At 61.2% G+C, this 22,156-nt stretch carries 20 protein-coding genes; 19 read left to right on the plus strand and 1 reads right to left on the minus strand.

All coding sequences use genetic code 11. From position 1 onward, the window contains the following. The first annotated feature begins 222 nt into the window (after window positions 1-222). The 8 genes from DSM14862_RS19255 to DSM14862_RS19290 are packed head-to-tail and all read left to right on the plus strand — an operon-like array spanning window position 223 to window position 8,108. Window positions 223-1,029, plus strand: a complete 807-nt coding sequence (locus tag DSM14862_RS19255; RefSeq protein ID WP_007120763.1) for an ABC transporter substrate-binding protein — start codon at window positions 223-225, stop codon at window positions 1,027-1,029. A 60-nt stretch (window positions 1,030-1,089) separates the two neighbouring features. After that, window positions 1,090-1,755, plus strand: a complete 666-nt coding sequence (locus DSM14862_RS19260; protein WP_007120762.1) for an amino acid ABC transporter permease — start codon at window positions 1,090-1,092, stop codon at window positions 1,753-1,755. Between the two features lie 13 nt (window positions 1,756-1,768). Continuing rightward, the gene (locus tag DSM14862_RS19265; RefSeq protein WP_007120761.1) at window positions 1,769-2,422 is read left to right on the plus strand and encodes an amino acid ABC transporter permease; all 654 of its coding nucleotides are present in this window, start codon (window positions 1,769-1,771) and stop codon (window positions 2,420-2,422) included. After that, window positions 2,415-3,137, plus strand: a complete 723-nt coding sequence (locus tag DSM14862_RS19270) for an amino acid ABC transporter ATP-binding protein (protein WP_007120760.1) — start codon at window positions 2,415-2,417, stop codon at window positions 3,135-3,137. The genes DSM14862_RS19265 and DSM14862_RS19270 overlap by 8 nt, the downstream gene beginning before the upstream one ends. Beyond that, window positions 3,137-4,360 carry an NAD(P)/FAD-dependent oxidoreductase gene (locus tag DSM14862_RS19275; RefSeq protein ID WP_007120759.1) on the plus strand — a complete coding sequence of 408 codons (1,224 nt, stop codon included), beginning with the start codon at window positions 3,137-3,139 and terminating at the stop codon, window positions 4,358-4,360. The genes DSM14862_RS19270 and DSM14862_RS19275 overlap by 1 nt, the downstream gene beginning before the upstream one ends. Window positions 4,361-4,368: 8 nt before the next feature. Continuing rightward, window positions 4,369-5,370, plus strand: coding sequence for a 4-hydroxyproline epimerase (locus DSM14862_RS19280; RefSeq protein ID WP_007120758.1), 1,002 nt, complete (start codon window positions 4,369-4,371; stop codon window positions 5,368-5,370). Window positions 5,371-5,386: 16 nt separating this feature from the next. Beyond that, window positions 5,387-7,084 carry a cis-3-hydroxy-L-proline dehydratase gene (gene lhpI, locus DSM14862_RS19285; protein WP_007120757.1) on the plus strand — a complete coding sequence of 566 codons (1,698 nt, stop codon included), beginning with the start codon at window positions 5,387-5,389 and terminating at the stop codon, window positions 7,082-7,084. After that, a complete protein-coding gene (locus tag DSM14862_RS19290; protein ID WP_007120756.1) occupies window positions 7,077-8,108 on the plus strand; it encodes a trans-3-hydroxy-L-proline dehydratase in 1,032 nt (343 codons plus the stop codon). Before lhpI ends, DSM14862_RS19290 begins: the two co-directional genes overlap by 8 nt. On the opposite strand, the gene DSM14862_RS19295 is transcribed toward DSM14862_RS19290, so the two are convergent. Then, entirely contained in the window at window positions 8,105-9,664 is a 1,560-nt protein-coding gene (locus tag DSM14862_RS19295) for a phytoene desaturase family protein (protein WP_007120755.1), read from the minus strand. The two genes, DSM14862_RS19290 and DSM14862_RS19295, sit on opposite strands and share 4 nt — an antisense overlap. Window positions 9,665-9,767: 103 nt before the next feature. On the opposite strand from DSM14862_RS19295, the gene DSM14862_RS19300 reads away from it, so the two are divergent. The 11 genes from DSM14862_RS19300 to DSM14862_RS19350 all read left to right on the plus strand — a co-directional run bounded on the left by DSM14862_RS19300 (window position 9,768) and on the right by DSM14862_RS19350 (window position 22,151). Beyond that, on the plus strand, window positions 9,768-11,336 hold the full coding sequence (locus tag DSM14862_RS19300; protein ID WP_007120754.1) for a phytoene desaturase family protein: 1,569 nt from the start codon (window positions 9,768-9,770) through the stop codon (window positions 11,334-11,336). Window positions 11,337-11,379: 43 nt separating this feature from the next. Next, window positions 11,380-12,906, plus strand: a complete 1,527-nt coding sequence (locus tag DSM14862_RS19305) for an ABC transporter substrate-binding protein (RefSeq protein ID WP_007120753.1) — start codon at window positions 11,380-11,382, stop codon at window positions 12,904-12,906. A gap of 86 nt (window positions 12,907-12,992) precedes the next feature. After that, window positions 12,993-13,979 (plus strand): ABC transporter permease, encoded by a 987-nt coding sequence (locus tag DSM14862_RS19310; protein ID WP_007120752.1) that lies wholly within the window; start codon window positions 12,993-12,995, stop codon window positions 13,977-13,979. Next, the gene (locus DSM14862_RS19315; RefSeq protein WP_007120751.1) at window positions 13,972-14,823 is read left to right on the plus strand and encodes an ABC transporter permease; all 852 of its coding nucleotides are present in this window, start codon (window positions 13,972-13,974) and stop codon (window positions 14,821-14,823) included. The genes DSM14862_RS19310 and DSM14862_RS19315 overlap by 8 nt, the downstream gene beginning before the upstream one ends. After that, the gene (locus DSM14862_RS19320; RefSeq protein WP_007120750.1) at window positions 14,820-15,689 is read left to right on the plus strand and encodes an ABC transporter ATP-binding protein; all 870 of its coding nucleotides are present in this window, start codon (window positions 14,820-14,822) and stop codon (window positions 15,687-15,689) included. Before DSM14862_RS19315 ends, DSM14862_RS19320 begins: the two co-directional genes overlap by 4 nt. Then, window positions 15,689-16,480: an ATP-binding cassette domain-containing protein gene (locus DSM14862_RS19325; RefSeq protein WP_007120749.1), complete on the plus strand. Its 792-nt coding sequence runs from the start codon at window positions 15,689-15,691 to the stop codon at window positions 16,478-16,480. The genes DSM14862_RS19320 and DSM14862_RS19325 overlap by 1 nt, the downstream gene beginning before the upstream one ends. A gap of 158 nt (window positions 16,481-16,638) precedes the next feature. Next, the gene (locus DSM14862_RS19330; RefSeq protein WP_243254602.1) at window positions 16,639-18,255 is read left to right on the plus strand and encodes a peptide ABC transporter substrate-binding protein; all 1,617 of its coding nucleotides are present in this window, start codon (window positions 16,639-16,641) and stop codon (window positions 18,253-18,255) included. Window positions 18,256-18,345: 90 nt separating this feature from the next. Then, window positions 18,346-19,263 (plus strand): oligopeptide ABC transporter permease OppB, encoded by a 918-nt coding sequence (oppB, locus tag DSM14862_RS19335; RefSeq protein WP_007121429.1) that lies wholly within the window; start codon window positions 18,346-18,348, stop codon window positions 19,261-19,263. A 1-nt stretch (window position 19,264) separates the two neighbouring features. Beyond that, window positions 19,265-20,179 (plus strand): ABC transporter permease, encoded by a 915-nt coding sequence (locus tag DSM14862_RS19340; RefSeq protein WP_007121428.1) that lies wholly within the window; start codon window positions 19,265-19,267, stop codon window positions 20,177-20,179. Beyond that, entirely contained in the window at window positions 20,179-21,147 is a 969-nt protein-coding gene (locus tag DSM14862_RS19345) for an oligopeptide/dipeptide ABC transporter ATP-binding protein (RefSeq protein ID WP_007121427.1), read from the plus strand. Before DSM14862_RS19340 ends, DSM14862_RS19345 begins: the two co-directional genes overlap by 1 nt. Next, window positions 21,144-22,151, plus strand: coding sequence for an ABC transporter ATP-binding protein (locus DSM14862_RS19350; RefSeq protein ID WP_007121426.1), 1,008 nt, complete (start codon window positions 21,144-21,146; stop codon window positions 22,149-22,151). The genes DSM14862_RS19345 and DSM14862_RS19350 overlap by 4 nt, the downstream gene beginning before the upstream one ends. Window positions 22,152-22,156 lie beyond the last annotated feature (5 nt).

Raw genomic sequence — 22,156 nt, forward strand, 5'->3', positions numbered from 1 at the left:
GCGCGCCCGGCTTTTTCATCTCTGTCCGAATAGGGGGGCGGCGCGATCTGCTGCACGGCGCCAAGCGATCACGTCGGCAACTCGATTCTCGAAAAATCTGTCGACATGCTAAAGAAACGTAAAAATACATATTGTATTTTAGATGAGGACATTGTTCCCTCACACTACCCCGCACCCCGTCCGACGAGAGTCGGGGGCGACCAACCCAAAAGGGAGATAGCTATGAAATTTACGCAACTCGCCGGAAGCCTTGTGGCCGCCACCGTGATCGGGTCCGCCGCTCAGGCCGACAAACTGGACGACATCATTTCCTCGGGCACGCTGCGCTGCGCCGTGGTGCTGGACTTCCCGCCCATGGGCTCGCGTGATGACACGAACACGCCCGTCGGCTTTGACGTGGATTACTGCAACGATCTGGCTGCCGCCCTTGGTGTCGACGCTGAAATCGTTGAGACGCCTTTCCCTGACCGTATCCCTGCGCTGGTTTCTGGCCGCGCGGATGTGGGTGTTGCCTCCACCTCCGATACGCTGGAGCGTGCCAAGACCGTTGGTTTCTCCGTCCCGTACTTCGCCTTCACCAACGTTGTGCTGACACGCGAAGACGCGGGCGTCGACAGCTTTGAAAGCCTTAAGGGCAAGACCGTCGGCTCCGTCGCGGGCACGTTTGAGGCCATCGCGCTGGAAGAGCAGATTGACGCATGGGACGACGGCAGCTTCCGCTCCTACCAGAGCCAAGCTGACGTGTTCCTCTCCCTGTCCCAGGGCCAGATCGACGCGACCGTCGTGACCTCCACCGTGGCGTCTTCCATCGTCAACGGCGGCAAGTTCGAAGGTCTGACCATCGCGGGCGACGCGCCCTTTGACGTCGACTACGTTGGCCTGATCGGTCTGCGCCAAGAATACGGTCTGCTTAACTATCTCGACCTCTTCGTGAACCAGCAGGTGCGTTCGGGTCGCTATCAGGAACTGTTCGACAAATGGGTCGGCGGCGACGCGCCTGACCTGACCATCGCCAAAGCCTATCGTTGATGGAAGCGGGGGCCGCAGCCTGCGGCCCCCACTGCCGATAACCGCTGATCGGAGCAAAAGATGGGCAACTACACCTTTCAATGGCGACAGGCCTTTCGCGCTTTCCCAGAGATGCTGGAAGGCGCGCTGGTTACGCTACAGATATCAATCCTGTCGATGCTGATCGGCGTGACCATTGCCGTGCTGCTGGCCGTGGCGCGGGATTCCAAAACACGCTGGCTGCGCGCGCCTGCGACCGCATGGGTCGAAGTGGCGCGCAACACACCCGCACTTTTTCAGATTTACATGGCGCATTTCGGGCTTGGGTCTTTCGGGATCTACCTCAGCCCCTATGCCGCGCTGCTTGCCGGGATCGCGTTCAACAACGCAGGCTACCTGTGCGAGACGTTCCGCGGCGCGATGCGGGCCATTCCGGGCACGCAGTTGCGCGCCGGGCGGTCACTGGGCATGGGGCAAGCCAAGGCGTTTCGCCTGATCATCGTGCCGCAGATGTTCCGCATCTCGTTCCTGCCGACTACGAACCAGATGATCTGGGCGATTTTGATGACCTCTTTGGGCGTCACGGTGGGGCTGAATTCGGACCTAGCGGGGGTCACACAAGACCTCAATGCGCGCAGCTTCCGGACCTTTGAATTCTTCGCACTGGCAGCGGTGATCTACTACGTGATCGCCAAAGCCGTGATGCTCGGTGCACGGCTTTTGGCCGCCCGCCTGTTTCGCTACTGAAGGAAGAGAATAGATGTTTGATACGGCTCTGACCTTCAACGACCTGATGTTCATGCTCAAAGGCGCGGGCGTGACGCTATCGGTCACCGCCTTTGCGGTGGTGGGCGGTACGCTGCTGGGGCTCTTCTTCGGGGTGCTGCGCAGCCAGATCAGCCCTTGGGCTGCGCTGCCGCTGACCTTCGTGCTGGATATCTTCCGCTCGGTTCCCCTGCTGATCCAGTTGATCCTCGCCAACGCTTTTCAGGCCATCGCGGGCTGGGGGATTTCGCCCTTCGTGACCTCCTGCATCGTGTTGGCGCTTTATACCTCGGCCTATTGCACTGAGATCGTGCGCGGCGCGATTGAGGCGGTGCCTTCGGTCACCCGCCGTGCGGCCCGTTCGCTCGGCATGACATGGGGCCAAGACCTCACGCAGATCGTCTTTCCCATGGCGCTGCGGGTGGGCCTTCCCAGTTGGATTGGCCTGACGCTCGGTGTGATGAAAGACAGTGCGCTGGTGATGTGGCTTGGCATCATCGAATTGCTGCGGTCTTCGCAGATTCTGGTGACACGCCTGCAAGAGCCGATGTTCATCCTGCTCGTAACGGGTGCGATCTATTTCGCGCTTAGTTTCCCCATTGCCCGGCTTGGCAGCCGCTTGGAAAAAAGGTGGCAAGAAAATGATTGAGATTGAAAACGTCCATAAGTCCTTTGGTGCCCTTCAGGTGCTTAAGGGCATCGACCTGACCGTACAAAAGGGCGAGGTCGTCTCGGTGATCGGCGGCTCTGGCTCGGGCAAATCGACGCTGCTGACCTGCATCAACGGGTTGGAGCCGATCGACAAGGGCCGCATCGTTGTCGACGGCACCGAGGTTCACGCCCGCGACACCGATCTGAACAAGCTGCGCCGCAAAATTGGCATCGTGTTTCAGCAGTTCAACGCCTTCCCGCATTTGACGGTGCTGGAAAACGTGACGCTGGCCCCCCGCAAGGTAAAGGGCATGGGCCGCAAGGAAGCCGAAGAGATCGCGGTGCAGCAACTCTCGCATGTCGGTCTGGCCGATAAGCTCAACGTTTACCCCAGCCGCCTATCGGGCGGGCAGCAGCAGCGGATGGCGATTGCGCGTGCATTGGCGATGTCGCCCGATTACATTCTCTTTGACGAGGTGACTTCGGCGCTCGACCCGCAGCTGGTGGGCGAGGTGCTCGATACGCTCAAATTGCTGGCAGATGAGGGGATGACGATGATCTGTGTCACCCATGAGATGAGTTTCGCACGCGATGTGTCGGACCGGGTGGCGTTCTTTCACAAGGGCGTCATGGCCGAGATCGGCGCGCCGGATCAGATCTTTGGCGATCCGCAGCAAGAAGAAACCCGTCAATTCCTGTCGAGCGTCCGGTAATGAGCCAATCTCCGGTGACGGTTGTCGGCGCTGGCGTGGTGGGGCTTTCCATCGCGCTGGCGCTTCAGGCGCGCGGGTTGACCGTGCGGGTGATTGACCGTGAAGGCCCGGCAGCGGGCGCGTCGGCGGGCAACGCGGGTGCCTTTGCCTTTACCGAGATTCTGCCGCTGGCCTCGCCCCGGATGATCCGGCAGGCCCCGAAGTGGCTGCTGGATCCGCTGGGGCCGCTTTCCGTGCCGCCGCGCTATGCCGCAAAAATCGCGCCGTGGATGTGGCGCTTTTGGAAGGCGAGCTGGCCCGCACAGGTGCGCGCCTCGACCGTGGCGCAGACGGCACTGATGAAGCTCTCGCAAGCCGCTCTTGATCCGCATCTGGAGATAAGCGGCCTTGCCCATATGCTGCGGCACGATGGGCAGTTGCAGGTCTATGAAAGCGAGGCCGAGTTCCGCGCGTCGCTCCCCGGCTGGCAGGCCCGCGAAGAGGCCGGGATCGCCTTCACGCACCTCAAGGGCGAAGAGGTCGCGACCTATCAACCTGGCCTTGCGCCTTCCTTCACCCATGCGACCTTCACCCCGGAATGGCAGTCCATCTCTGACCCGCGCGACTATGTGCTGGCGATGGCCGAACGTTTTCGCGCAGGCGGCGGAGAGATCACCGTCGCCCGCGCCGAACGTTTGGTTGCAGGCGGGGTCGAGACCTCTGACGGGATGATGCCGGGCCGCGTGGTGCTGGCCGCCGGCGCGCATTCGCATCATCTGGCGCGGACCGCTGGCGTGAAAATCCCACTGGAAACCGAGCGCGGCTATAACACCACGCTGCCCGCAGGCGCATTCGACCTCAAACGTCAGATCACCTTCGGCGGCCATGGGTTTGTCATCAGCAAAGTCGGCAACGGCCTGCGTGTTGGCGGCGCGGTGGAGCTGGGCGGGCTAGATCTGCCGCCGAACTTTGCCCGCGCCGATGCGATGCTGAAAAAGGCCAAACGCTTCCTGCCGGAACTCGACACCTCGGGCGGCACGCAATGGATGGGTTTCCGCCCGTCGCTGCCCGACAGCCTGCCTGCCATCGGCGCGCTGCCGAACCGTCCGGATGTGTTCTGCGCCTTCGGCCATGGCCATCTTGGCCTTACGCAGTCAGCGGGCACCGCAGCTATCATCGCTGACCTGATGACCAGCCAAGACCCCGGCATCGACCTGACCCCCTTCTCCCCCGCGCGCTTTTAGAGGCTGACATGACGCAACACACATTTCCTTGTATCGACGGCCACACCTGCGGCAATCCGGTGCGGCTCGTCACCGGCGGCGCGCCTCTGCTCAAGGGCGCGAACATGCTGGAAAAGCGCGCGCATTTTCTGGCCGAGTATGACTGGATCCGCACGGGCCTGATGTTCGAGCCGCGCGGCCATGACCAGATGTCCGGCGCGATCCTTTACCCACCAACGCGCGACGATTGCGACATCGCTGTGCTGTTTATCGAGACCTCGGGCTGCCTGCCGATGTGCGGTCACGGGACCATCGGCACCGTCACCATCGCGCTGGAAAATGGGCTGGTCACGCCTGCCACTCCCGGCCATTTGCGCCTTGAGACCCCCGCCGGACGGGTCGATGTGACCTACCGCCAAGAGGGGCGTTTCGTCGAAGAAGTGCGGCTGACCAATGTGCCTGCCTTCCTCCATTCCGAAGGGCTGACGGCCGAGGTCGAAGGCTTGGGTGAAGTGGTGGTTGATGTGGCCTATGGCGGCAATTTCTACGCCATCGTAGAGCCGCAAAAGAATTTCCGCGATATGGCAGATTTCTCGGTCTCCGAACTGGTCGGTCTCAGCCCGAAACTTCGCGCGGCGCTGAACGCGAAATATGAATTCATCCACCCCGAACACCCCGCGATCAACGGGCTAAGCCACATCCTCTGGACCGGTGCTGCCCAAGCCCCCGAGGCCCACGCCCGCAACGCGGTGTTCTACGGCGACAAGGCGATCGACCGCTCCCCCTGCGGCACCGGCACCTCTGCCCGGATGGCGCAACTCGCGGCCAAGGGGAAGCTGAAGGTTGGCGATGACTTCGTGCATGAATCCATCATCGGCTCCATGTTCAAAGGCCGGGTCGAAGCCGCAGCGGAGGTGGCAGGCAAGCCTGCGATCATCCCCTCCATCGCCGGTTGGGCGCGGGTCACCGGCTTTAACACAATCTTCATCGACGAGCGTGACCCCTTCGCGCACGGCTTTGTTGTCACCTGATTTGGAAAGGCTGCCCATGGCGCAAATCATCGTTCCCGCCGAGGCACAAGGCGCGGTGCTCGTCTCGTCCGAGGGGTTGAGCTTCTGGGGCGGCGTCGATCCGACCAGCGGCACAGTCATCGACGCGCATCACCCCCTTTGCGGACAGTCGCTGGCGGGCAAGATCGTGTTGATGCCCACGAGCCGCGGCTCCTGCACCGGCAGTGGCGTCTTGTTGGAACTGGCGATGAACGGCCATGCCCCCGCCGCATTGGTTTTCCGCGAGGCCGAAGACATCCTGACCTTGGGTGCCCTGATCGCGGGCAAGATGTTCGACAAGCCACTGGCGGTCTTGCGCCTCGGAGCCAAGGACTACGACCTGCTCGCCAAAGCCCGCAGTGCGCGCATTACGCCTGAGATGCTCAGCACCGATGAGTGGGACTTGCCGCTGTCTGACAAACCCGCCCGCGATCTGCATCTCACCGCCGAGGACCAAGCGATGCTTGATGGGGCCGACGGTCCGGCAGTTCAACTGGCAATGGAGATCACCTGCACCATGGCGCGCGGGCAGGGGGCCGAGAGGTTGGTTGACGTGACACGCGTGCATATCGACGGCTGCATCTACGCCAGCCCGGCCAACTTGGCTTTTGCCCAGACCATGGCCGATATGGGCTCGCAGGTACGGGTGCCGACAACGATGAACGCCATCTCAGTCGATCACGGCAACTGGCGCGCGCAAGGCGTGCCGCCGGATTTTGGCCTGCCCGCCAGCCGTCTGGCCGATGCCTATGTTACCATGGGCGCACGGCCCAGTTTCACCTGCGCGCCCTATCAACTGCCCGCGCCGCCCGAGCGGGGCGAGTTCATCGCTTGGTCGGAATCCAATGCCGTGATCTATGCCAATAGCGTGCTCGGTGCGCGGACGGTAAAGCACCCCGATTTCCTCGACCTGTGTATCGCGCTGATCGGACGCGCGCCGCTATCTGACGTATACCTTGATGCCCACCGCGCGCCGCGTAGGGTGATCGACGTGGAGCTGCCCGCGCAATATGACGAAGCGATCTGGCCAATGCTCGGCTGGCTGGCCGGACAGGCCGCGCCAGATCGGATCCCGGTTTTGCGCGGGTTAGAGAATGCCGCGCCGAATGAGGATGACCTGAAGGGGCTTTGTGCTGCTTTCGGTACGACTTCTGCTGCGCCGATGCTTCATGTGGCGGGGATCACTCCCGAAGCAGATCTGGCGCCTGTCGCAGAGGCGGATACGCTGCGCATCACACCCAAAGACCTGCGCCGGGTCTGGCAGCAGTTCAATGCAGGACCTGCTAAAGTTGACCTCATCGCCTTCGGCAGCCCGCATTTCTCCCACGCTGAATGCCACGCTTTGGGTGCGGCTTTAGCGGGGCGCAAGCGTCACCCCGATACGGCGGTCATCGTGACGCTGGGCCATGACACACTGAAAGTCGCGCGGGCTGACGGCACTGTGGCGCGGCTCGAAGCCGCGGGCGTGCAGGTCGTGCCCGACATCTGCTGGTGCTCGATCTCCGAGCCGGTCTTCCCGCCCTCGGCCAAGGTGCTGATGACCAACTCTGGCAAATATGCGCATTACGCCCCCGGTCTTTCGGGCCGCGCGGTACGGTTTGGCAGCATCGCGGATTGTGTGGAGGCCGCCGTGACCGGACAGGCAGCGGAAACTATGCCCGCCTGGTTGGTCGAAAAGGAGACGCACGATGCGTAGCAGCAAGACCGTTCATGTAATCTCGGCCCATGCCGAGGGCGAGGTCGGCGACGTGATCGTCGGCGGTGTCACCCCACCCCCGGGCGAAACGCTGTGGGAGCAAAGCCGTTGGATCGCGCGGGATGAGACGCTGCGCAACTTCGTGTTGAACGAGCCGCGTGGCGGGGTGTTTCGCCATGTGAACCTGCTGGTCCCGCCGAAAGACCCCCGCGCCGATGCGGCCTTCATCATTATGGAGCCGGAAGACACGCCGCCCATGTCGGGCTCAAATTCGATCTGCGTTTCTACCGTTCTGCTCGACGGGGGCATCTTGCCTATGACGGAGCCGGTGACAGAACTGACTCTCGAAGCGCCGGGGGGGCTGGTGAAGGTCCGCGCGGAATGTCGCAATGGCAAGGCAGAGCGCATTTTCGTGCAGAACTTGCCGAGTTTCGCAGCGCGCTTAGACGTGCCGCTTGAGGTTGAAGGTCTGGGCACGCTCACCGTGGATACCGCTTATGGCGGCGACAGCTTCGTCGTCGTCGATGCCGCCGCGATGGGGTTCTCGTTAGAGGCGCATGAGGCCCACGATATCGCCCGTCTCGGGGTGCGGATCACCAATGCCGCCAATGCCGCGATGCGCTTTGAGCATCCCGATAACCCGGATTGGCAGCATTTCTCTTTCTGTCTTTTCGCCGGGCCAGTGACCCGTGACGAAACCGGCCTGCGCGCCGGGGCGGCGGTGGCGATCCAACCGGGTAAGGTGGATCGGTCCCCCACCGGCACAGCACTTTGCGCGCGAATGGCGCTGCTGCATGCGCGGGGGGAGATGGGGTTGGAAGACAGTCTGACCACCGTCTCGCTGATCGGCTCAACCTTCACCGGGCGTATCTTGGGCGAGACACGCGTCGGCGATCACCCGGCAATCCTTCCCGAACTCTCAGGGAGGGGATGGATCACCGGCATCCACCAGCACATGCTCGACCCTGACGATCCGTGGCCCGGCGGCTACCGCCTGTCAGACACTTGGGGCGCGCGCGGCTAAGCGCCCATCCCTTTCGCCAAGTTGAACCCAGAACCCCCGCCCAAACCCGGGCCGGGGTGGGTCGAGGCGCCAATATGGTGCAGCCCCTTGATCGGTGTGGCGTAGTTCTTCTGTTCCGCAAAAGGCCGCCAGAGGAAGAACTGATCCAAGGTGCAGGCCCCGCCATAGGGGTCACCGCCCACCAGGTTGACGTTCATCGCGGCCAGATCGGCAGGCGAATAGGCGCGCCGGGCGAGTTTGATTTCATCGAAGTTGCGGATGCTTTTGCGCAGAATATCTTCGATCCGGTCGGCGAAGGCCTCGCGCATCGCCTCGGTCCACTCGGGGGCGGTTTCGATCTTACCCGCGGCATCCCCCTTGATAACGCGCGGCGCGTCGGGGATCTGCAGCCAGAGCACCGCTTTCCCCTCAGGACAGCGGCTGGGATCAAGGCGATGCGGTTGCCCGACGCAAATTGTAGGCACCGCCGGAAGCAGCCCACGCTCGGCCTCGTTACAGGCGCGCGAGACGGCGTCGATGCCATCGGTCAGGTGAATCAATGCGACATCCTCTAACCCCTCGGCAACCCAATCAGGGTCGCCATCCAGCGCATAGTGCAGTTGAAAATTACCCCTCCCGTGGCGGAATTTGCGGCGATGCTCGGGGCGCGGTTGATCTTTTAACAAGCCGTCGTAAAGCTGCCCCGGCGCGACGGATGCGATGACATTCTTGGCGTTGATCCTCTCGCCTAAGGACGTCTCAATCCCGCGCGCCTCTCCGTTCTCGACAAGGATACGGCTGGCTTCGACGGCGGTGCGGATTTCGCCACCGTTTGCCGTGATCAATTTCTCGAATGCCACGGCCATCTGTCCCGCGCCGCCCTTAACCACGGGCGCGCCTGCAGCCTCCAGCGCGAAGGCGATGACCCGGCTCATCTGCCCGCCATAGCTGGCCTCGGGCGTCAGTCCAACATGCAAGACCCAAGGTGCCCAAAGCGCCTGAACGTCGTCGCTTTCATAGCGCGTCTCAAGCCACGCGCGGCCTGGCTCCAACGCCTCACCGAACCATGCTTTAAGAGGGCCCAACCCCTTTTTCCAAATCTGTTTTGCAAGCAGCCATGCGGATTGGCGTGACCAGAGCGGCTGGCCCAAAAGTGCGAAAAGGAACTCAGCATCGGCCTCAATCGCGCCGACATCAGTGGCATGCTGATCCCCGTCTCCCGGTGCCCGCGCGTTGAATGCGGTGACATTCGCGGCGCGGTCCGTCTCAAGCCTCAGAGCCCGCCCATTGGGGCGCAGCGCGGCGGTGGGATGGGGGCTGTGACAGAATTCCAGCCCATGTTTGGCCAGATCATCGCCCAAGGCTCCATAGGCGGGACCCGTCAGAAAAAGCACAAAGGTCGCGGCCATCACATCATGACGAAAGCCGGGCAGGGTGACCTCTTCGGTCATCAGACAGCCGCCGATCCGGTCTTCGCGCTCGACCACGAGCACGCTGTCGCCCTTGCGGCTGAGCAAGGCGGCCGCGACCAGCGCGTTGATGCCGGACCCAATGATGATGTGATCGACATCGGCCATGCCCAATCCTTCCGCAAATGTTTCATGACGTTCAAGATATTTGAAACAAAGCTAGACAAAAAAATATGCGTTTGCAATTATCTTGCTCAGGGAGACTAGGGCAATGACTTCAAATGTTGACGCTGTCATCATTGGCGCGGGGCACAATAGCCTAGCTTGTGCTTGCCATCTGGCGGCGCGCGGCTGGCGGGTGGCGGTGTATGAGCAAGCGGCTGAACCGGGGGGCGCGGTCAAGTCGGGCGCGTACACGCAACCGGGGTTCCGCCATGACTGGGCGGCGATGAACCTGTCGCTTTTTGCGGGCTCGGCTTTTCATGCGGAGCACGGCGAAGAGCTTGCGCGTCATGGGCTAGGCTTTGCGCCCACGGCAAATCCTTTTGCCAGCCTGTTCCCGGATGGGCGTTGGCTGGGCATCTCGAATGACCGCGCGTTGAACCGGGCGCAGATTGCCGGGTTTAGCACGGTGGATGCCAAGGCGTGGGACCGGCTGAGCGATGAATTTCCTGCTGAGGCTGAGACGATTTTTGCCCTGCTTGGCAGCCCGATGCGGGCAGGGTCATTGGCCAAACTGGGTTGGTCGACACTCCGAAAACGCGGGGCGGGCGGCAGCCTTGATCTTGCGCAATTTTTGCTGATGTCGCCACGGGCGTGGCTGGATCAGACCTTTGAGGATGACCGGGTAAAAGCCACTTTCGCCGCTTGGGGCATGCATCTTGATTTCGCCCCTGACATCGCGGGCGGCGCGCTTTTTCCCTATCTCGAAGCTATGGCGGCGCAAGCCTTCGGCATGGTGTTGGGTCAAGGCGGCGCGGATACAGTGACCCGCGCAATGGTGCGGATGATCGAAGCGCACGGCGGCAGCGTCACCTGCAATGCAAAGGTAACGGGCATCGAAGAGGCCGGTGGTCGCGCGACCGGGATCACACTTTCTGACGGTCGATTTATCGGGGCGGACAAGGCGGTTATCGCAAATGTCGCGCCTTCGGCTCTGTTGCGCCTGACCGGCGGCAGCGGCGACGCGCGGCATGATAGGGCGATGAAGACCTTCCAACACGCGCCCGGCACGATGATGATCCATCTGGCGATGGACGACCTACCGAACTGGCCTGCCGCCGAGTTGAACCGCTTCGCTTATGTGCATCTGGCCCCATCGATGGACCAGATGGCGCGCACCTATGCGCAGGCCAAAGCCGGGATGCTGCCGGACGAGCCGGTGATCGTCTGCGGCCAGCCCACGGTGGTTGACCCAAGCCGTGCGCCAGAGGGGAAACACGTTCTTTGGCTTCAGGTCCGTATGGTGCCGGGGCAAATAAAGGGCGATGCCAAGGGCGAGATTGCAGCGCAGGATTGGGAGAGCGCCGCCGCGCCGATGACTGAGCGTGCGCTTGATCTGTTGGAGCGCTACGCCCCCGGCACCCGCGCCCGTATCCTCGACCACCATGTGGTGACACCATCGATGCTGGAGGCCGACAACCCCAATCTCATCGGTGGCGATCAGGTCTGCGGCAGCCACCACCTGCACCAGCATTTCATGAACCGTCCCGCGCGCGGCTTTGCCGATGGCAGCACGCCGATCAGAGGACTTTACCACACCGGTGCCGCTGTCTGGCCCGGAGGTGGCACAGGGGCAGGGCCCGGCACCTTGCTCGCCCGAAAACTTGTCGGAAAATAACAATAAAAACCAATAATAACCATTTCTCAGGGAGAGAAAGACAATGAAACTATCCAGACGTAGCCTACTCAAGACCAGCGCCGCGGCGGCTGCTTTTGCCACCGTCGGCCTGCCCAGCTTTGCTCAAGAGATTGACGAACTGGTCATCGCCTATAACGTCAACCTGCCCAGCTGGGATCCGACCGTGGGCCCTTCGGCGGTGAACCCAACAATCCAAGGGTTCTATCAATCGGTTTTCGATCTCTATATCCCGCAGAACCCAGACCTGTCTTTCGGCCAAGGCTTGATCACCGATTACGGTTGGAATGACGATCAGACCAAAATTTGGATGGAGGTCCGCGACGGGGTGACATGGCATAATGGCGATCCTTTCACCGCTGAAGATGTCGCATGGTCGCTTGAACGCGCCGCAAATGCCGAGACGGGCAACCCGATCCAATTCATCTGGGGCAAGGTCGAAAACATCACCGCCGAGGGCAACCGCGTCACGGCGGATGTGAAGGAATATGAGCCGACGTTCTTTAAGTGGATGTCATTCCTTACCGGCTATGTGCTGCCCAAGAAATACTACGAGGAAGTCGGCGCAGACGGGTTTGAGGCCGCGCCCATTGGCACCGGCCCCTATATGGTCGAGAAGTTTGAGCGCAACGCTTTCGTCCGGCTGAAAGCGAACGAGAATTACTGGGGCGGTGCACCTGAGTTCAAATCCGTGACAATCAAATTTGTGACCGACGCGGCCTCCCGCGTGGCGGAAATTGAATCGGGCAATGCTCATGTCACGCTCGAAGTACCCTATGAAGAGTTCGACCGCCTGAAAGCAAAGGACGGCATCGAAGGCGTGGCCGAGCCGATCTCTGACATCGGCATGATCTTCCTTAACGATATCGAAGCGATGACCGACCCCAACGTGCGCATGGCTGCCGCCTTGGCGATCGACAAGAAGCTGATTATCGACCGGCTCCTGTCGGGCTATGGCGTGCCGATCGACACGTTGCAGACCCCGGATTACGCTGCCTATGACGCGAGCATCAACGTCGGCCATGACATGGAAAAGGCCAAGGCGCTGTTGGCGGAATCGGGCTTTAGCACCGACAACCCGGTGAAGTTCACCATCCAGACCACCAAGGGCTTCAAACCCAAGGATTACGAGATGGTGCAGGCCATTGTCGGGCTCTGGCGCAAGGTCGGGATCGAAGCCGAGATTGAGGTCTACGAGATCGCCAAACACTATGAGTTGCGCGCGGCGGATACGCTGGCACCTGCGGCCTTCTACAACTGGGGGAACTCGGTGGGTGATCCCACAACCTCGACCGGTTTCGCCATGTTCGGCCCTTCGCCGCATTCGGTTTGGGATGGGGAAGAGACCTTCAACATGATCCTGCCGCTTTGGGGCGAGAAGGACGAGGCCAAGCGCATCGAGGGCTGGAAGGCCGTTGACCGCCACATCGCCGAGAACGCAGAGGTGATCCCGCTGCTGCAATATGTCCAACCGATCCTGCATGTCTCTGCCGTCAACGTGGTGCCGCACCGCTCAGGCGCGCTGCTCCCGCATCTGATGACGCGCGCTTAACGCCAGCTGGCTTTGACGGGGCGGCGCTTGTCGCCCCGTCACCCCAACCTTTCAGAGGCAAAATGACCCTATTGCGCAGTATATTGATGCGGCTCCTGAGCACCGCCATCACGCTCTTTGGTGTGGCCGTGATCATCTTTGTGGTGATCCGTGTCGTGCCGGGCAATCCCATCGCGATGATGCTTCCCCCCGGGGCGACAGAGGCCGATATCGCACGGCTTCAGGCGCAATATGGGTTTGATAAATCCATCTTTGAGCAGTTCACGATCTGGCTGGGCGGGGTGGTTCAGGGTGATTTCGGCACATCGATCTCGCTGCGCCAACCCGTCAGTGCTTTGGTGCTGAACCGTTTGCCCGCGACACTAGAGCTCAGCATCGTCGCCTTGGTGATTGCGGTGGTGATCGGCGGGACGATGGCGCTGACCGGCACGCGGTGGCGCAATACCCGTAAGGAGGGGGCCATTGACGTCTCAACCGGCATGGCCCTGTCGATCCCGGATTTCCTTTGGGGGTTGGTGCTGATCTTGCTCTTTGGTGTGCTCTGGCCGGTATTCCATATCTCTGGTCGCATATCCCCCGCGCTCGACATTGATTTCACCACGAATTTCTACCTTTTCGAAGCCCTGCTGCGGCTGCGCTTTGACGTGCTGGGCGATCTGATCGGCCATATGTTCATGCCCGCGTTGGCGCTGGCGATCCCCCTGTCGGCGATCATTGCGCAGTTGCTCAAGCAAAGCCTGAAAGAAACCATGCATCTTGATTACGTTACCCTTTCGCGCACCCATGGCTATGGCGAATACCATGTCATTACCCGCGACGCGTTGCCCAATGCGATTCTGCCAACCCTCACGCTCGTGGGCGTGCAGTTCACCTTTCTGATCGGCGGCACCGTGATCATTGAGCGGCTGTTCAGCTACGAAGGCTTGGGCAATATGGCCATCGACGCTGTGATCAATCGTGATCTGCCGTTGATCCAAGGGATCGTGATCCTGTTCGCGCTGATCTTCACCCTCGTTAACCTCGCCGTTGATATGCTCTATGTCGTGCTGAACCCGAGGCTCCGCCATGCGTGATGCCAGAGGTGATGTAAAACGCCCGATCGGACTGCGGCTGTGGCTTTCGGGCGGATGGCTGAGCTTATTGGTGCTAGCGGCTCTGCTGGCGCCGTGGATCGCCCCGCAGGATCCACTGGCGCAGGATCTCTTCACTTCACGCCTGCCGCCGTTTTGGGAGGCGGGGGCCGAACCGGGCTATTGGCTCGGCTCGGATTCACTGGGCCGCGATGTGCTGAGCCGTATCATTCATGGCGCGCGTCTGGCGCTGATTGTGGCACTGGTGGCAGGCACGCTGACCTGCGTGATCGGCACGGCTCTGGGGCTCATCGCGGGCTTTTATCGTGGCTGGCCGGATCGCATCATCAGCCGCTTTGTCGACATCTGGATGGCCTTCCCGCCGGTACTGTTTGCCATTCTGCTGATCGCGGTCTTGGGCACGGGGCTGACCTCAATCATCATCGCCATTGTGGTGATCGACTGGACCCGTTTTGCCCGCGTGATCCGGGCCGAGGCGATGACCCAAGGCGCGATGGATTATGTCGCCTCTGCCCAAGTGGCGGGGCGCAAGCGGATGGGAACGATGCTGACCGAGATCTTGCCGAACGTGCTGCCCACAATCATTGCGCTGCTGACGCTTGAGATGGGCATTGCCGTGATCGTTGAGGCGATCCTGAGCTTCGTGAACCTGTCGATCTCGACCGACAGCCCCACTTGGGGGGGCATGATCTCCGAAGGGCGCACCTCGGTCCATCAAGCGTGGTGGGTGCTGGTCTTTCCGCTGGTCACGTTGTTTCTGACGGTGCTCAGCTTCTCTCAATTGGGCGAAGGGTTGAAAGACCGCTTTGATCCGGTGCTGCGATGAGTGCGTTTTTAGAAATCCGCAACCTCTGCGTCACGCTGAAGGGCGGCGCGCCGATCCTGCGCAATGTCTCGCTCAGCGTGTCGGCAGGGCAGGTGCATGGGCTGGTGGGCGAAAGCGGCGCGGGCAAGTCGATGATTGGCAAGGCGGTGCTAGGCACTTTGCCGCGGGCGCTTGCGGTGACGCGGGGCGAGATCTGGCTTGATGGGGTCGATCTGCAAACCCTGCGCCCGGCTGAACGTCGCCGCCGTATCGGCGCATCGGCGGCGCTGATCCCCCAAGACCCGCTGACCGCACTTAACCCCGCGCGGCGCATTGGGCCGCAGATCACGCGGCGTTTGGTTGATATCCTCGGCTGGTCCCGCGCGGATGCTGAGGCGCGTGCGCTGGAGCTGCTGGCAGAGGTCCAGATCCCCGATCCCGCCCGCGTGATGCGCAGCTACCCGCATGAGCTGTCGGGCGGAATGCGCCAGCGCATCTTGATTGCCGCCGCCTTTGCTGCCGAGCCGAAACTCATCATCGCGGATGAGCCGACCACGGCCTTGGATGTGACGGTGCAAAAGCAGATCCTGCGCCTAATTGCCGACATGCAGACGCGGCATAACACAGCGCTTCTGTTCGTGACCCACGACCTCGGCGTGGTGTCAAAGGTCTGCGACACGCTTAGCGTGCTTTATGCGGGCAAGGTCGTGGAAGAGGCGCAGATGCGGCGGTTTTTCATGCATCCGATACATCCCTATTCGGCGGCACTTTTGGCGGCGACACCCAGCTACAAAGACCCCGATGGCTCGCTCACTCCAGTGCCGCAATCGGTGATTGATCAGGTGGAACGCGAAGTGACGGACCATGACCGGAGGGCGGGCCTTTGATGTACCAAGTGAGAGACCTGCGGTTGTCTTTCCCAGACATGACCCGCAAACCGCTGTTCGGCGCGGCCCCAAGGATCGAGGTTCTGCGCGGGCTTACTTTTGATGTGCCGAAAGGTGCTGTGCTTGGCATCGTCGGCGGGTCGGGCTCAGGCAAATCCACTTTGGGCCGAGCCATGCTGCGTCTGCTGGAGCCGACGAGCGGCAGCATCACCTTCAACGGGCGTGACATTACCCATTTGGAGGAGGACGACCTGCGCCCGATGCGCGCGCAGATGCAGATGATCTTTCAAGACCCGATGTCATCGCTCAACCCGCGTCGGCAGGTGGGGGGTATCATCGCCGGTCCGCTGCGGGTGCAGGGGCATGAAGGAATCGCCGCCAAGGTGACAGAGGCGCTCGACATGGTGGGCCTGCCGCGCAGTTTCGCCAATCGCTATCCCCATGAACTCTCAGGCGGGCAGCGCCAGCGAGTGGGCATCGCGCGGGCCATTGCGCTCAGGCCCGAGTTTATCCTCGCGGATGAGATCGTCTCAGGGCTTGATGTATCCTCGCAGGCGCAAGTGCTGAACCTGTTGCAGGACTTGGTGCGCGAACTGGGCCTGACCTTGGCCTTTATCAGCCATGACATGTCGGTGATCCGGCGGCTCTGTGATCGGATCATCGTGCTCTATCAGGGAGAGATCGTGGAGCAGGCGCAAACCGCAGACCTCTTCGCCGCGCCGCAGGCTGAATACACCCGCACGCTGCTTGATGCGATCCCGCTGCCGGACCCGGATCAGGTATGGGTTTGACCGGATAAACCAGTGACGAGAAGGTCGGTGGCGAGTCATTTCCTCGGCGCTAAGCCGCCGTCTTAGGCTTACGCGAGGCAACGTCTTGCAAATGCTCTTCGTTTTCGATTGATTGCTTTTCAATCAGAACACGAACATAAAAACAACGGAGAGCCCCCATGAAATTTCGTACCACTCTTGCATCCTCCGCACTGGCGCTGAGCCTTGCGTTTCAGGCGCAGGCCGCCGATGTGCCCGAGGGCGTGACCCTTGCCGAAGACCAAAACTACACCTTCTGGCTGCTCGACGCGATCAAGTCGATGGACCCGCAGATCAACACCGATGTTGAGGGTTCCGATGTACTGCGTAACCTCTTTGAGGGGCTCTATAACGAAGACGGCAATGGCGAACTGGTGCCCGGCGTCGCGCTGGAGCATGAGGTTTCCGAAGACGGCAAAACCTATACTTTCAAGCTGCGCGACGATGCGAAGTGGTCGAACGGGGAGCCTGTAACGGCGAATGATTTCGTCTATTCTTGGCGCCGTCTGGCCGACCCGGCGACTGCGTCGGAATATGCGTGGTACATGGAGCTGATGCAGGTCGAAAACGCGCCTGAGATCATCGCAGGCAACACATCCCCCGAAGAGCTGGGCATCCGCGCGGTCGACGATCACACGCTTGAGGTCAAGATCACCACGCCGCTGCCCTATTTCCCGCAGATGCTTGTGCATGGCTCGACCTTCCCCGTGTTGCAAAGTGCTGTCGAAGAGCACGGCGATGACTGGACCGATGCGGGCACCTTGGTCGGCAACGGTGCCTATAAACTGGTCGAGCACCAGTTGGGCGAGCGCGTCGTGATGGAGAAGAGCGACACCTATTGGGATGCTGAAAACGTGGTGATGGAGAAGCTTACCGCGCTGACCATCAATGACGTAAACCAAGCGCTGACCCGCTATCTGGCTGGTGAGCTGGACCGCGTCGATATCCCCGCCGGTCAGTACCCGCGCTTGAAAGAAGAATACCCTGAGCAGGCCGTCTCCACCCCCTATAACTGTTCCTATATCTACATGCTGAACGTCGGCGAAAAGGGGCCCGAAGCGCTGAAGGATGCGCGCGTGCGCAAGGCGCTGGCCTATACGATCGACCGCGACATCATCGTCGACCGTATCCTGCAAGGCGGGCAGAAGCCGTCTTATAACTGGACCCATTGGGCGATTGCCGATTTCGAGCGGCCCGAGCTGGACTGGGCTGACAACATGGATCAGGCGCAGCGGGTTGAGAAGGCCAAAGAGTTGATGGCCGAAGCAGGCTATGGCCCCGACAAGCCGCTGGATCTGACACTGCAGTACAACACCTCGGAAGATCACAAAAAGATCGCTATCGCCGCGTCGCAGATGCTCAAGCAGATCAACGTGAACGTGACGCTGGATAACTACGAGTGGAAGATCCACACCGACCGCATGCAAAACCAAGACTACGACATGGCGCGCTATGCATGGTGCGGGGACTATAACGAAGCCTCCACCTACCTTGATCTGCTGACCTCCTATTCGGGCCATAACAACGGTGAGTTCTACAATGATGCTTATGACAAGCTCATGAAAGACAGCAAAACCGCCGAAGACCCGCAGCCGCTTTATAAAGAGGCAGAGAGTATTCTGGCCGAGGAAATGCCGATCATTCCGATCTACCACTACGCCAACGTGGATATGATTGCGGAAGACATCGAAGGTCTGCCGGAGAATAACGTCAACAACACGTGGTACGGCAAAGACCTCTACCGTACCGCCGAGTAACCTATCGACATTCGGGCAGCCCAGCGTTTATGCGGGGCTGCCCGATTCTATTTATATCCCCTTCAAACCCGTACCCGGAGCGCGCGCCCCTTGCTCAGTTACATCCTCAAGCGCCTTGCGATCGCGATCCCGACACTTCTTGTGTTGATCGTAATTTCCTTTTTGCTGATGCATTCCGCGCCCGGCGGGCCATTCACCTCAGAGCGCGAATTGCCGCCGCAGGTGCTGGCGAACCTCAATGCGAAATACGGGCTGGATGATCCGCTGTGGAAGCAGATCGGCAGCTATGTGTGGGGCATTGTTTCTGACTTCGATTTCGGGCCGAGCTTTGTCTACAAGGACCGTTCGGTGAATGAGATCATCGCCCAAGGGTTCCCGATCACGCTCACCTATGGGCTGTTGTCCTTTGCCGTGGCGGTGATTGTCGGCGTGAGCCTTGGTGTGGCCGCAGCGGTGCGGCACAACTCGCTGCTGGATTATGTGGCGGTGGGTGTCTCTATCGGCGCGCAGGTGTTGCCGAATTTCGTGATGGCGCCGATCTTGGTGCTGGTCTTTACGCTCTGGCTTGGCTGGTTGCCCGGCGGCGGCTGGCAAGGGCCGGAATATTGGATCATGCCAGTGATCGCGCTGTCGACATCCTTCATGGCGTCCATCGCGCGGATCACCCGTTCGTCGATGCTTGAGGTGCTGACCTCCAACCACATCCGCACCGCCCGCGCCAAGGGCCTGCCGGAACGCCGGGTGATCCTGCGCCATGCGCTCAAGCCCGCAATGCTGCCCGTGATCTCCTACCTCGGGCCGGCCTTTGTTGCGATGATCACCGGCTCGGTCGTGGTCGACATCTATTTTTCGACGGGCGGCATCGGCAAAGCCTTCGTCGATTCAGCGCTGAACCGCGACTACGCGGTGATGATGGGGGTTACGATCCTCGTGGGTGCGCTGACAATCTTCTTCAACCTCGTGGTCGACATCCTGTACGGATGGATCGACCCAAAGATCCGGTACTGACATGGCGATGACATCAGAACAAAGGGTCGAAGCGGGCGAGATTGTGGGCAAGGGGCGCTCCCCCTGGGCCGATGCGCGGCGGCGGTTCTTCCGCAACAAGGCAGCGCTGATGGGTCTGGTGATCCTGGGCTTCGTCGTGGCCTTTGCGCTTTTCGGTGGCTATTTCGCGCAGTGGTCAAACGAGGAGTTGGACTATAATGTCATGGGCCAGATTGTTGAGCTGGGCGGACCGTCGATTGAAAGCGGTCACTACTTCGGCACCGACGATCTGGGGCGTGACCTCTTTGCGCGGACCATTCAGGGCACGCAAATCAGCCTTGCCGTGGGCCTCGTTGGGGCACTGATCGCTTGTATCGTCGGCACGCTTTACGGCGCGGTGGCGGGCTACGCAGGTGGGCGCACGGACGGGATCATGATGCGCCTCGTCGATATCTTTATGGCCGTGCCTTATATGTTCGTGCTGATCCTGCTGCTGGTGATGTATGGCCGTTCGATCACGATCCTTTTCGCGGGCATCGGCCTGATCTCTTGGATGGAGATGGCCCGCATTGTGCGCGGCCAGACTCTGACCATCAAGGGCCGCGAGTTTGTCGAGGCCGCCCGCGCCACGGGTGTCTCGGCCCCGGTCATCATCCTGCGCCATATCGTGCCGAACCTGCTGGGCGTTATCGCGGTTTATGCCACTCTGCTGGTCCCGCTGATGATCCTGACGGAAAGCTTTATCTCTTTCCTCGGTCTCGGCGTGCAAGAGCCGCTTACCTCGCTCGGGGCGCTGATCTCCGAAGGGGCGGGCACCATCGCCTATGGCACCACTTGGCAGTTGGGCTTCCCGCTGCTGTTTTTCTGTCTCACGCTCTTCGGCCTGTTTTTCGTAGGCGACGGATTGCGTGACGCGCTCGACCCCAAGGATCGCTGATGTCCCTGCTGCAAATCGACAACCTCTCTGTCACTTTCGACGGGGAAGACGGCCCCGTGCATGCGGTCAATGACCTGTCGCTCTCCATCGACAAGGGCGAGACGCTTGGCATCGTGGGCGAAAGCGGGTCCGGCAAAAGCCAGACCGCCTTTTCCATCATGGGGCTTCTAGCACCCAACGGGCGCACCGATGGCTCCATCCGTTTCGACGGGCAGGAAATCTTGGGCGCGAAGCCGAAGGTGCTCAACAAATTACGGGCCGAGCGGATCGCGATGATCTTTCAAGATCCGATGACCTCGCTCAACCCCTATATGCGCATCGCGGACCAGATGACCGAAGTGCTGACCCTGCACAAAGGCATGTCCAAACGTGACGCACTGGCAGAGTCGGTGCGGATGCTCGATGCGGTCAAAATCCCCGCAGCCAAGGAGCGCATCCGCCTTTTCCCGCACGAGTTCTCCGGCGGGATGCGCCAGCGGGTGATGATCGCGATGTCGCTCTTGTGCAAACCTGACCTGCTGATTGCCGATGAGCCGACAACCGCACTGGACGTGACCGTGCAGGCGCAGATCATGGACCTGCTGGGCGACCTGCAAAAGGATTTTGGCATGGCCACGATCCTCATTACCCATGACCTCGGTGTGGTGGCGGGCTTCTGTGAACGGGTGCTGGTGATGTATGGTGGCCGGGTGATGGAGCAGGGCCCGACCGAACCGCTCTTTGCCGAGCCCACGCATCCCTACACCCGTGGCTTGCTGGCCGCCGTGCCGCGCGTCGATGACGAAGACGCCACCATGAAGGCGATCCCCGGCAACCCGCCCAACATGGCCGCCCCACCCGAAGGCTGCCCCTTCCGCCCGCGCTGCGCTTACGCGGGCGAAGACTGCCGTGTGATGCCACCGCTCGCGCCCTTTGCCGAGGGCCGCGCTCGCGCCTGCCACCGTCCTATCGCGGAGGTGACCGCATGAGCCCGCTTCTGTCTGTCCGCGATCTCCATGTACGCTTCCCCATCACCCGCGCAGGCGACATGCCGTGGACCAAGCCGCGTTTCCTCCATGCGGTCAACGGGGTCAGCTTTGATCTGGAGCCGGGCAAGACCCTTGGCGTGGTCGGTGAATCCGGTTGTGGCAAATCGACTCTTGCGCGGGGCTTGATCCAGATGGTCCCGGCGACGGGGCAGGTGATGTGGCGCGGCGAGACGGATCTGCTCTCGCTCTCCCCCCGCCGGATGAAGCCCTACCGCTCCGAGATCCAGATGGTGTTCCAAGACCCGCTGGCCTCGCTCAACCCCCGCATGACGCTGGGCCAGATCATCGCCGAGCCGCTTCGCACCCACCGCCCCGACATTTCCGCCAAGGAACGCCGCAATCGGGTCGCGCAGATGATGGAGCGTGTTGGCCTACTGCCGCAGATGATCAACCGCTACCCACACGAGTTTTCCGGCGGCCAATGCCAGCGCATCGGCATTGCGCGTGCGCTGATCGTGGAGCCCAAGCTGCTGATCTGCGATGAGCCGGTGTCGGCGCTCGATGTGTCAATCCAAGCGCAGGTCATCGAACTGCTGAAGGAACTGCAGCGCGATCTGGGACTAGCGATGATCTTTATCGCTCATGACCTCAGCGTGGTGAAAAACATCTCGGATGAGGTGATGGTGCTTTATCTGGGCCGCATCATGGAGAAGGCCCCCAAGGCGCAACTCTACGACAACCCCCAGCATCCCTATACGCAGGCGCTGCTTTCTGCCGTGCCAATCCCCGATCCGGTTGCCGAGCGCGCCAAAAAGATTGTGCCGATGACAGGCGATATGCCGTCCCCGATGAACCCGCCGTCGGGTTGCGTTTTTCGTGGCCGTTGCCCGCGTGCGCAGGCCGATTGCGCGGCGGTTGTGCCAGAACCGGGAAATGGCCCGCATCAGGTCGCCTGCATTCACCCCGGTCCGATGCAAGAGCGCGAGTTAACAACCGCGCGTTAAAACCT

This window comes from Sulfitobacter indolifex, assembly GCF_022788655.1.
GTDB classification, from domain to species: Bacteria; Pseudomonadota; Alphaproteobacteria; order Rhodobacterales; family Rhodobacteraceae; genus Sulfitobacter; species Sulfitobacter indolifex.

Excerpts from the sequence above, each read along its gene's own strand:
- DSM14862_RS19315 (WP_007120751.1), top strand. The coding sequence starts at position 13,972 with ATGCGTGATGCCAGAGGTGATGTAAAACGCCCGATCGGACTGCGGCTG.
- DSM14862_RS19345 (WP_007121427.1), top strand. The coding sequence starts at position 20,179 with ATGTCCCTGCTGCAAATCGACAACCTCTCTGTCACTTTCGACGGGGAA.
- DSM14862_RS19320 (WP_007120750.1), top strand. The coding sequence starts at position 14,820 with ATGAGTGCGTTTTTAGAAATCCGCAACCTCTGCGTCACGCTGAAGGGC.
- DSM14862_RS19280 (WP_007120758.1), top strand. The coding sequence starts at position 4,369 with ATGACGCAACACACATTTCCTTGTATCGACGGCCACACCTGCGGCAAT.
- DSM14862_RS19270 (WP_007120760.1), top strand. The coding sequence starts at position 2,415 with ATGATTGAGATTGAAAACGTCCATAAGTCCTTTGGTGCCCTTCAGGTG.
- DSM14862_RS19255 (WP_007120763.1), top strand. The coding sequence starts at position 223 with ATGAAATTTACGCAACTCGCCGGAAGCCTTGTGGCCGCCACCGTGATC.
- DSM14862_RS19300 (WP_007120754.1), top strand. The coding sequence starts at position 9,768 with ATGACTTCAAATGTTGACGCTGTCATCATTGGCGCGGGGCACAATAGC.
- DSM14862_RS19350 (WP_007121426.1), top strand. The coding sequence starts at position 21,144 with ATGAGCCCGCTTCTGTCTGTCCGCGATCTCCATGTACGCTTCCCCATC.
- DSM14862_RS19295 (WP_007120755.1), bottom strand. The coding sequence starts at position 9,664 with ATGGCCGATGTCGATCACATCATCATTGGGTCCGGCATCAACGCGCTG.
- DSM14862_RS19325 (WP_007120749.1), top strand. The coding sequence starts at position 15,689 with ATGTACCAAGTGAGAGACCTGCGGTTGTCTTTCCCAGACATGACCCGC.
- DSM14862_RS19310 (WP_007120752.1), top strand. The coding sequence starts at position 12,993 with ATGCGGCTCCTGAGCACCGCCATCACGCTCTTTGGTGTGGCCGTGATC.
- DSM14862_RS19340 (WP_007121428.1), top strand. The coding sequence starts at position 19,265 with ATGGCGATGACATCAGAACAAAGGGTCGAAGCGGGCGAGATTGTGGGC.
- DSM14862_RS19265 (WP_007120761.1), top strand. The coding sequence starts at position 1,769 with ATGTTTGATACGGCTCTGACCTTCAACGACCTGATGTTCATGCTCAAA.
- DSM14862_RS19260 (WP_007120762.1), top strand. The coding sequence starts at position 1,090 with ATGGGCAACTACACCTTTCAATGGCGACAGGCCTTTCGCGCTTTCCCA.
- DSM14862_RS19330 (WP_243254602.1), top strand. The coding sequence starts at position 16,639 with ATGAAATTTCGTACCACTCTTGCATCCTCCGCACTGGCGCTGAGCCTT.
- DSM14862_RS19305 (WP_007120753.1), top strand. The coding sequence starts at position 11,380 with ATGAAACTATCCAGACGTAGCCTACTCAAGACCAGCGCCGCGGCGGCT.
- DSM14862_RS19290 (WP_007120756.1), top strand. The coding sequence starts at position 7,077 with ATGCGTAGCAGCAAGACCGTTCATGTAATCTCGGCCCATGCCGAGGGC.
- lhpI (WP_007120757.1), top strand. The coding sequence starts at position 5,387 with ATGGCGCAAATCATCGTTCCCGCCGAGGCACAAGGCGCGGTGCTCGTC.
- DSM14862_RS19275 (WP_007120759.1), top strand. The coding sequence starts at position 3,137 with ATGAGCCAATCTCCGGTGACGGTTGTCGGCGCTGGCGTGGTGGGGCTT.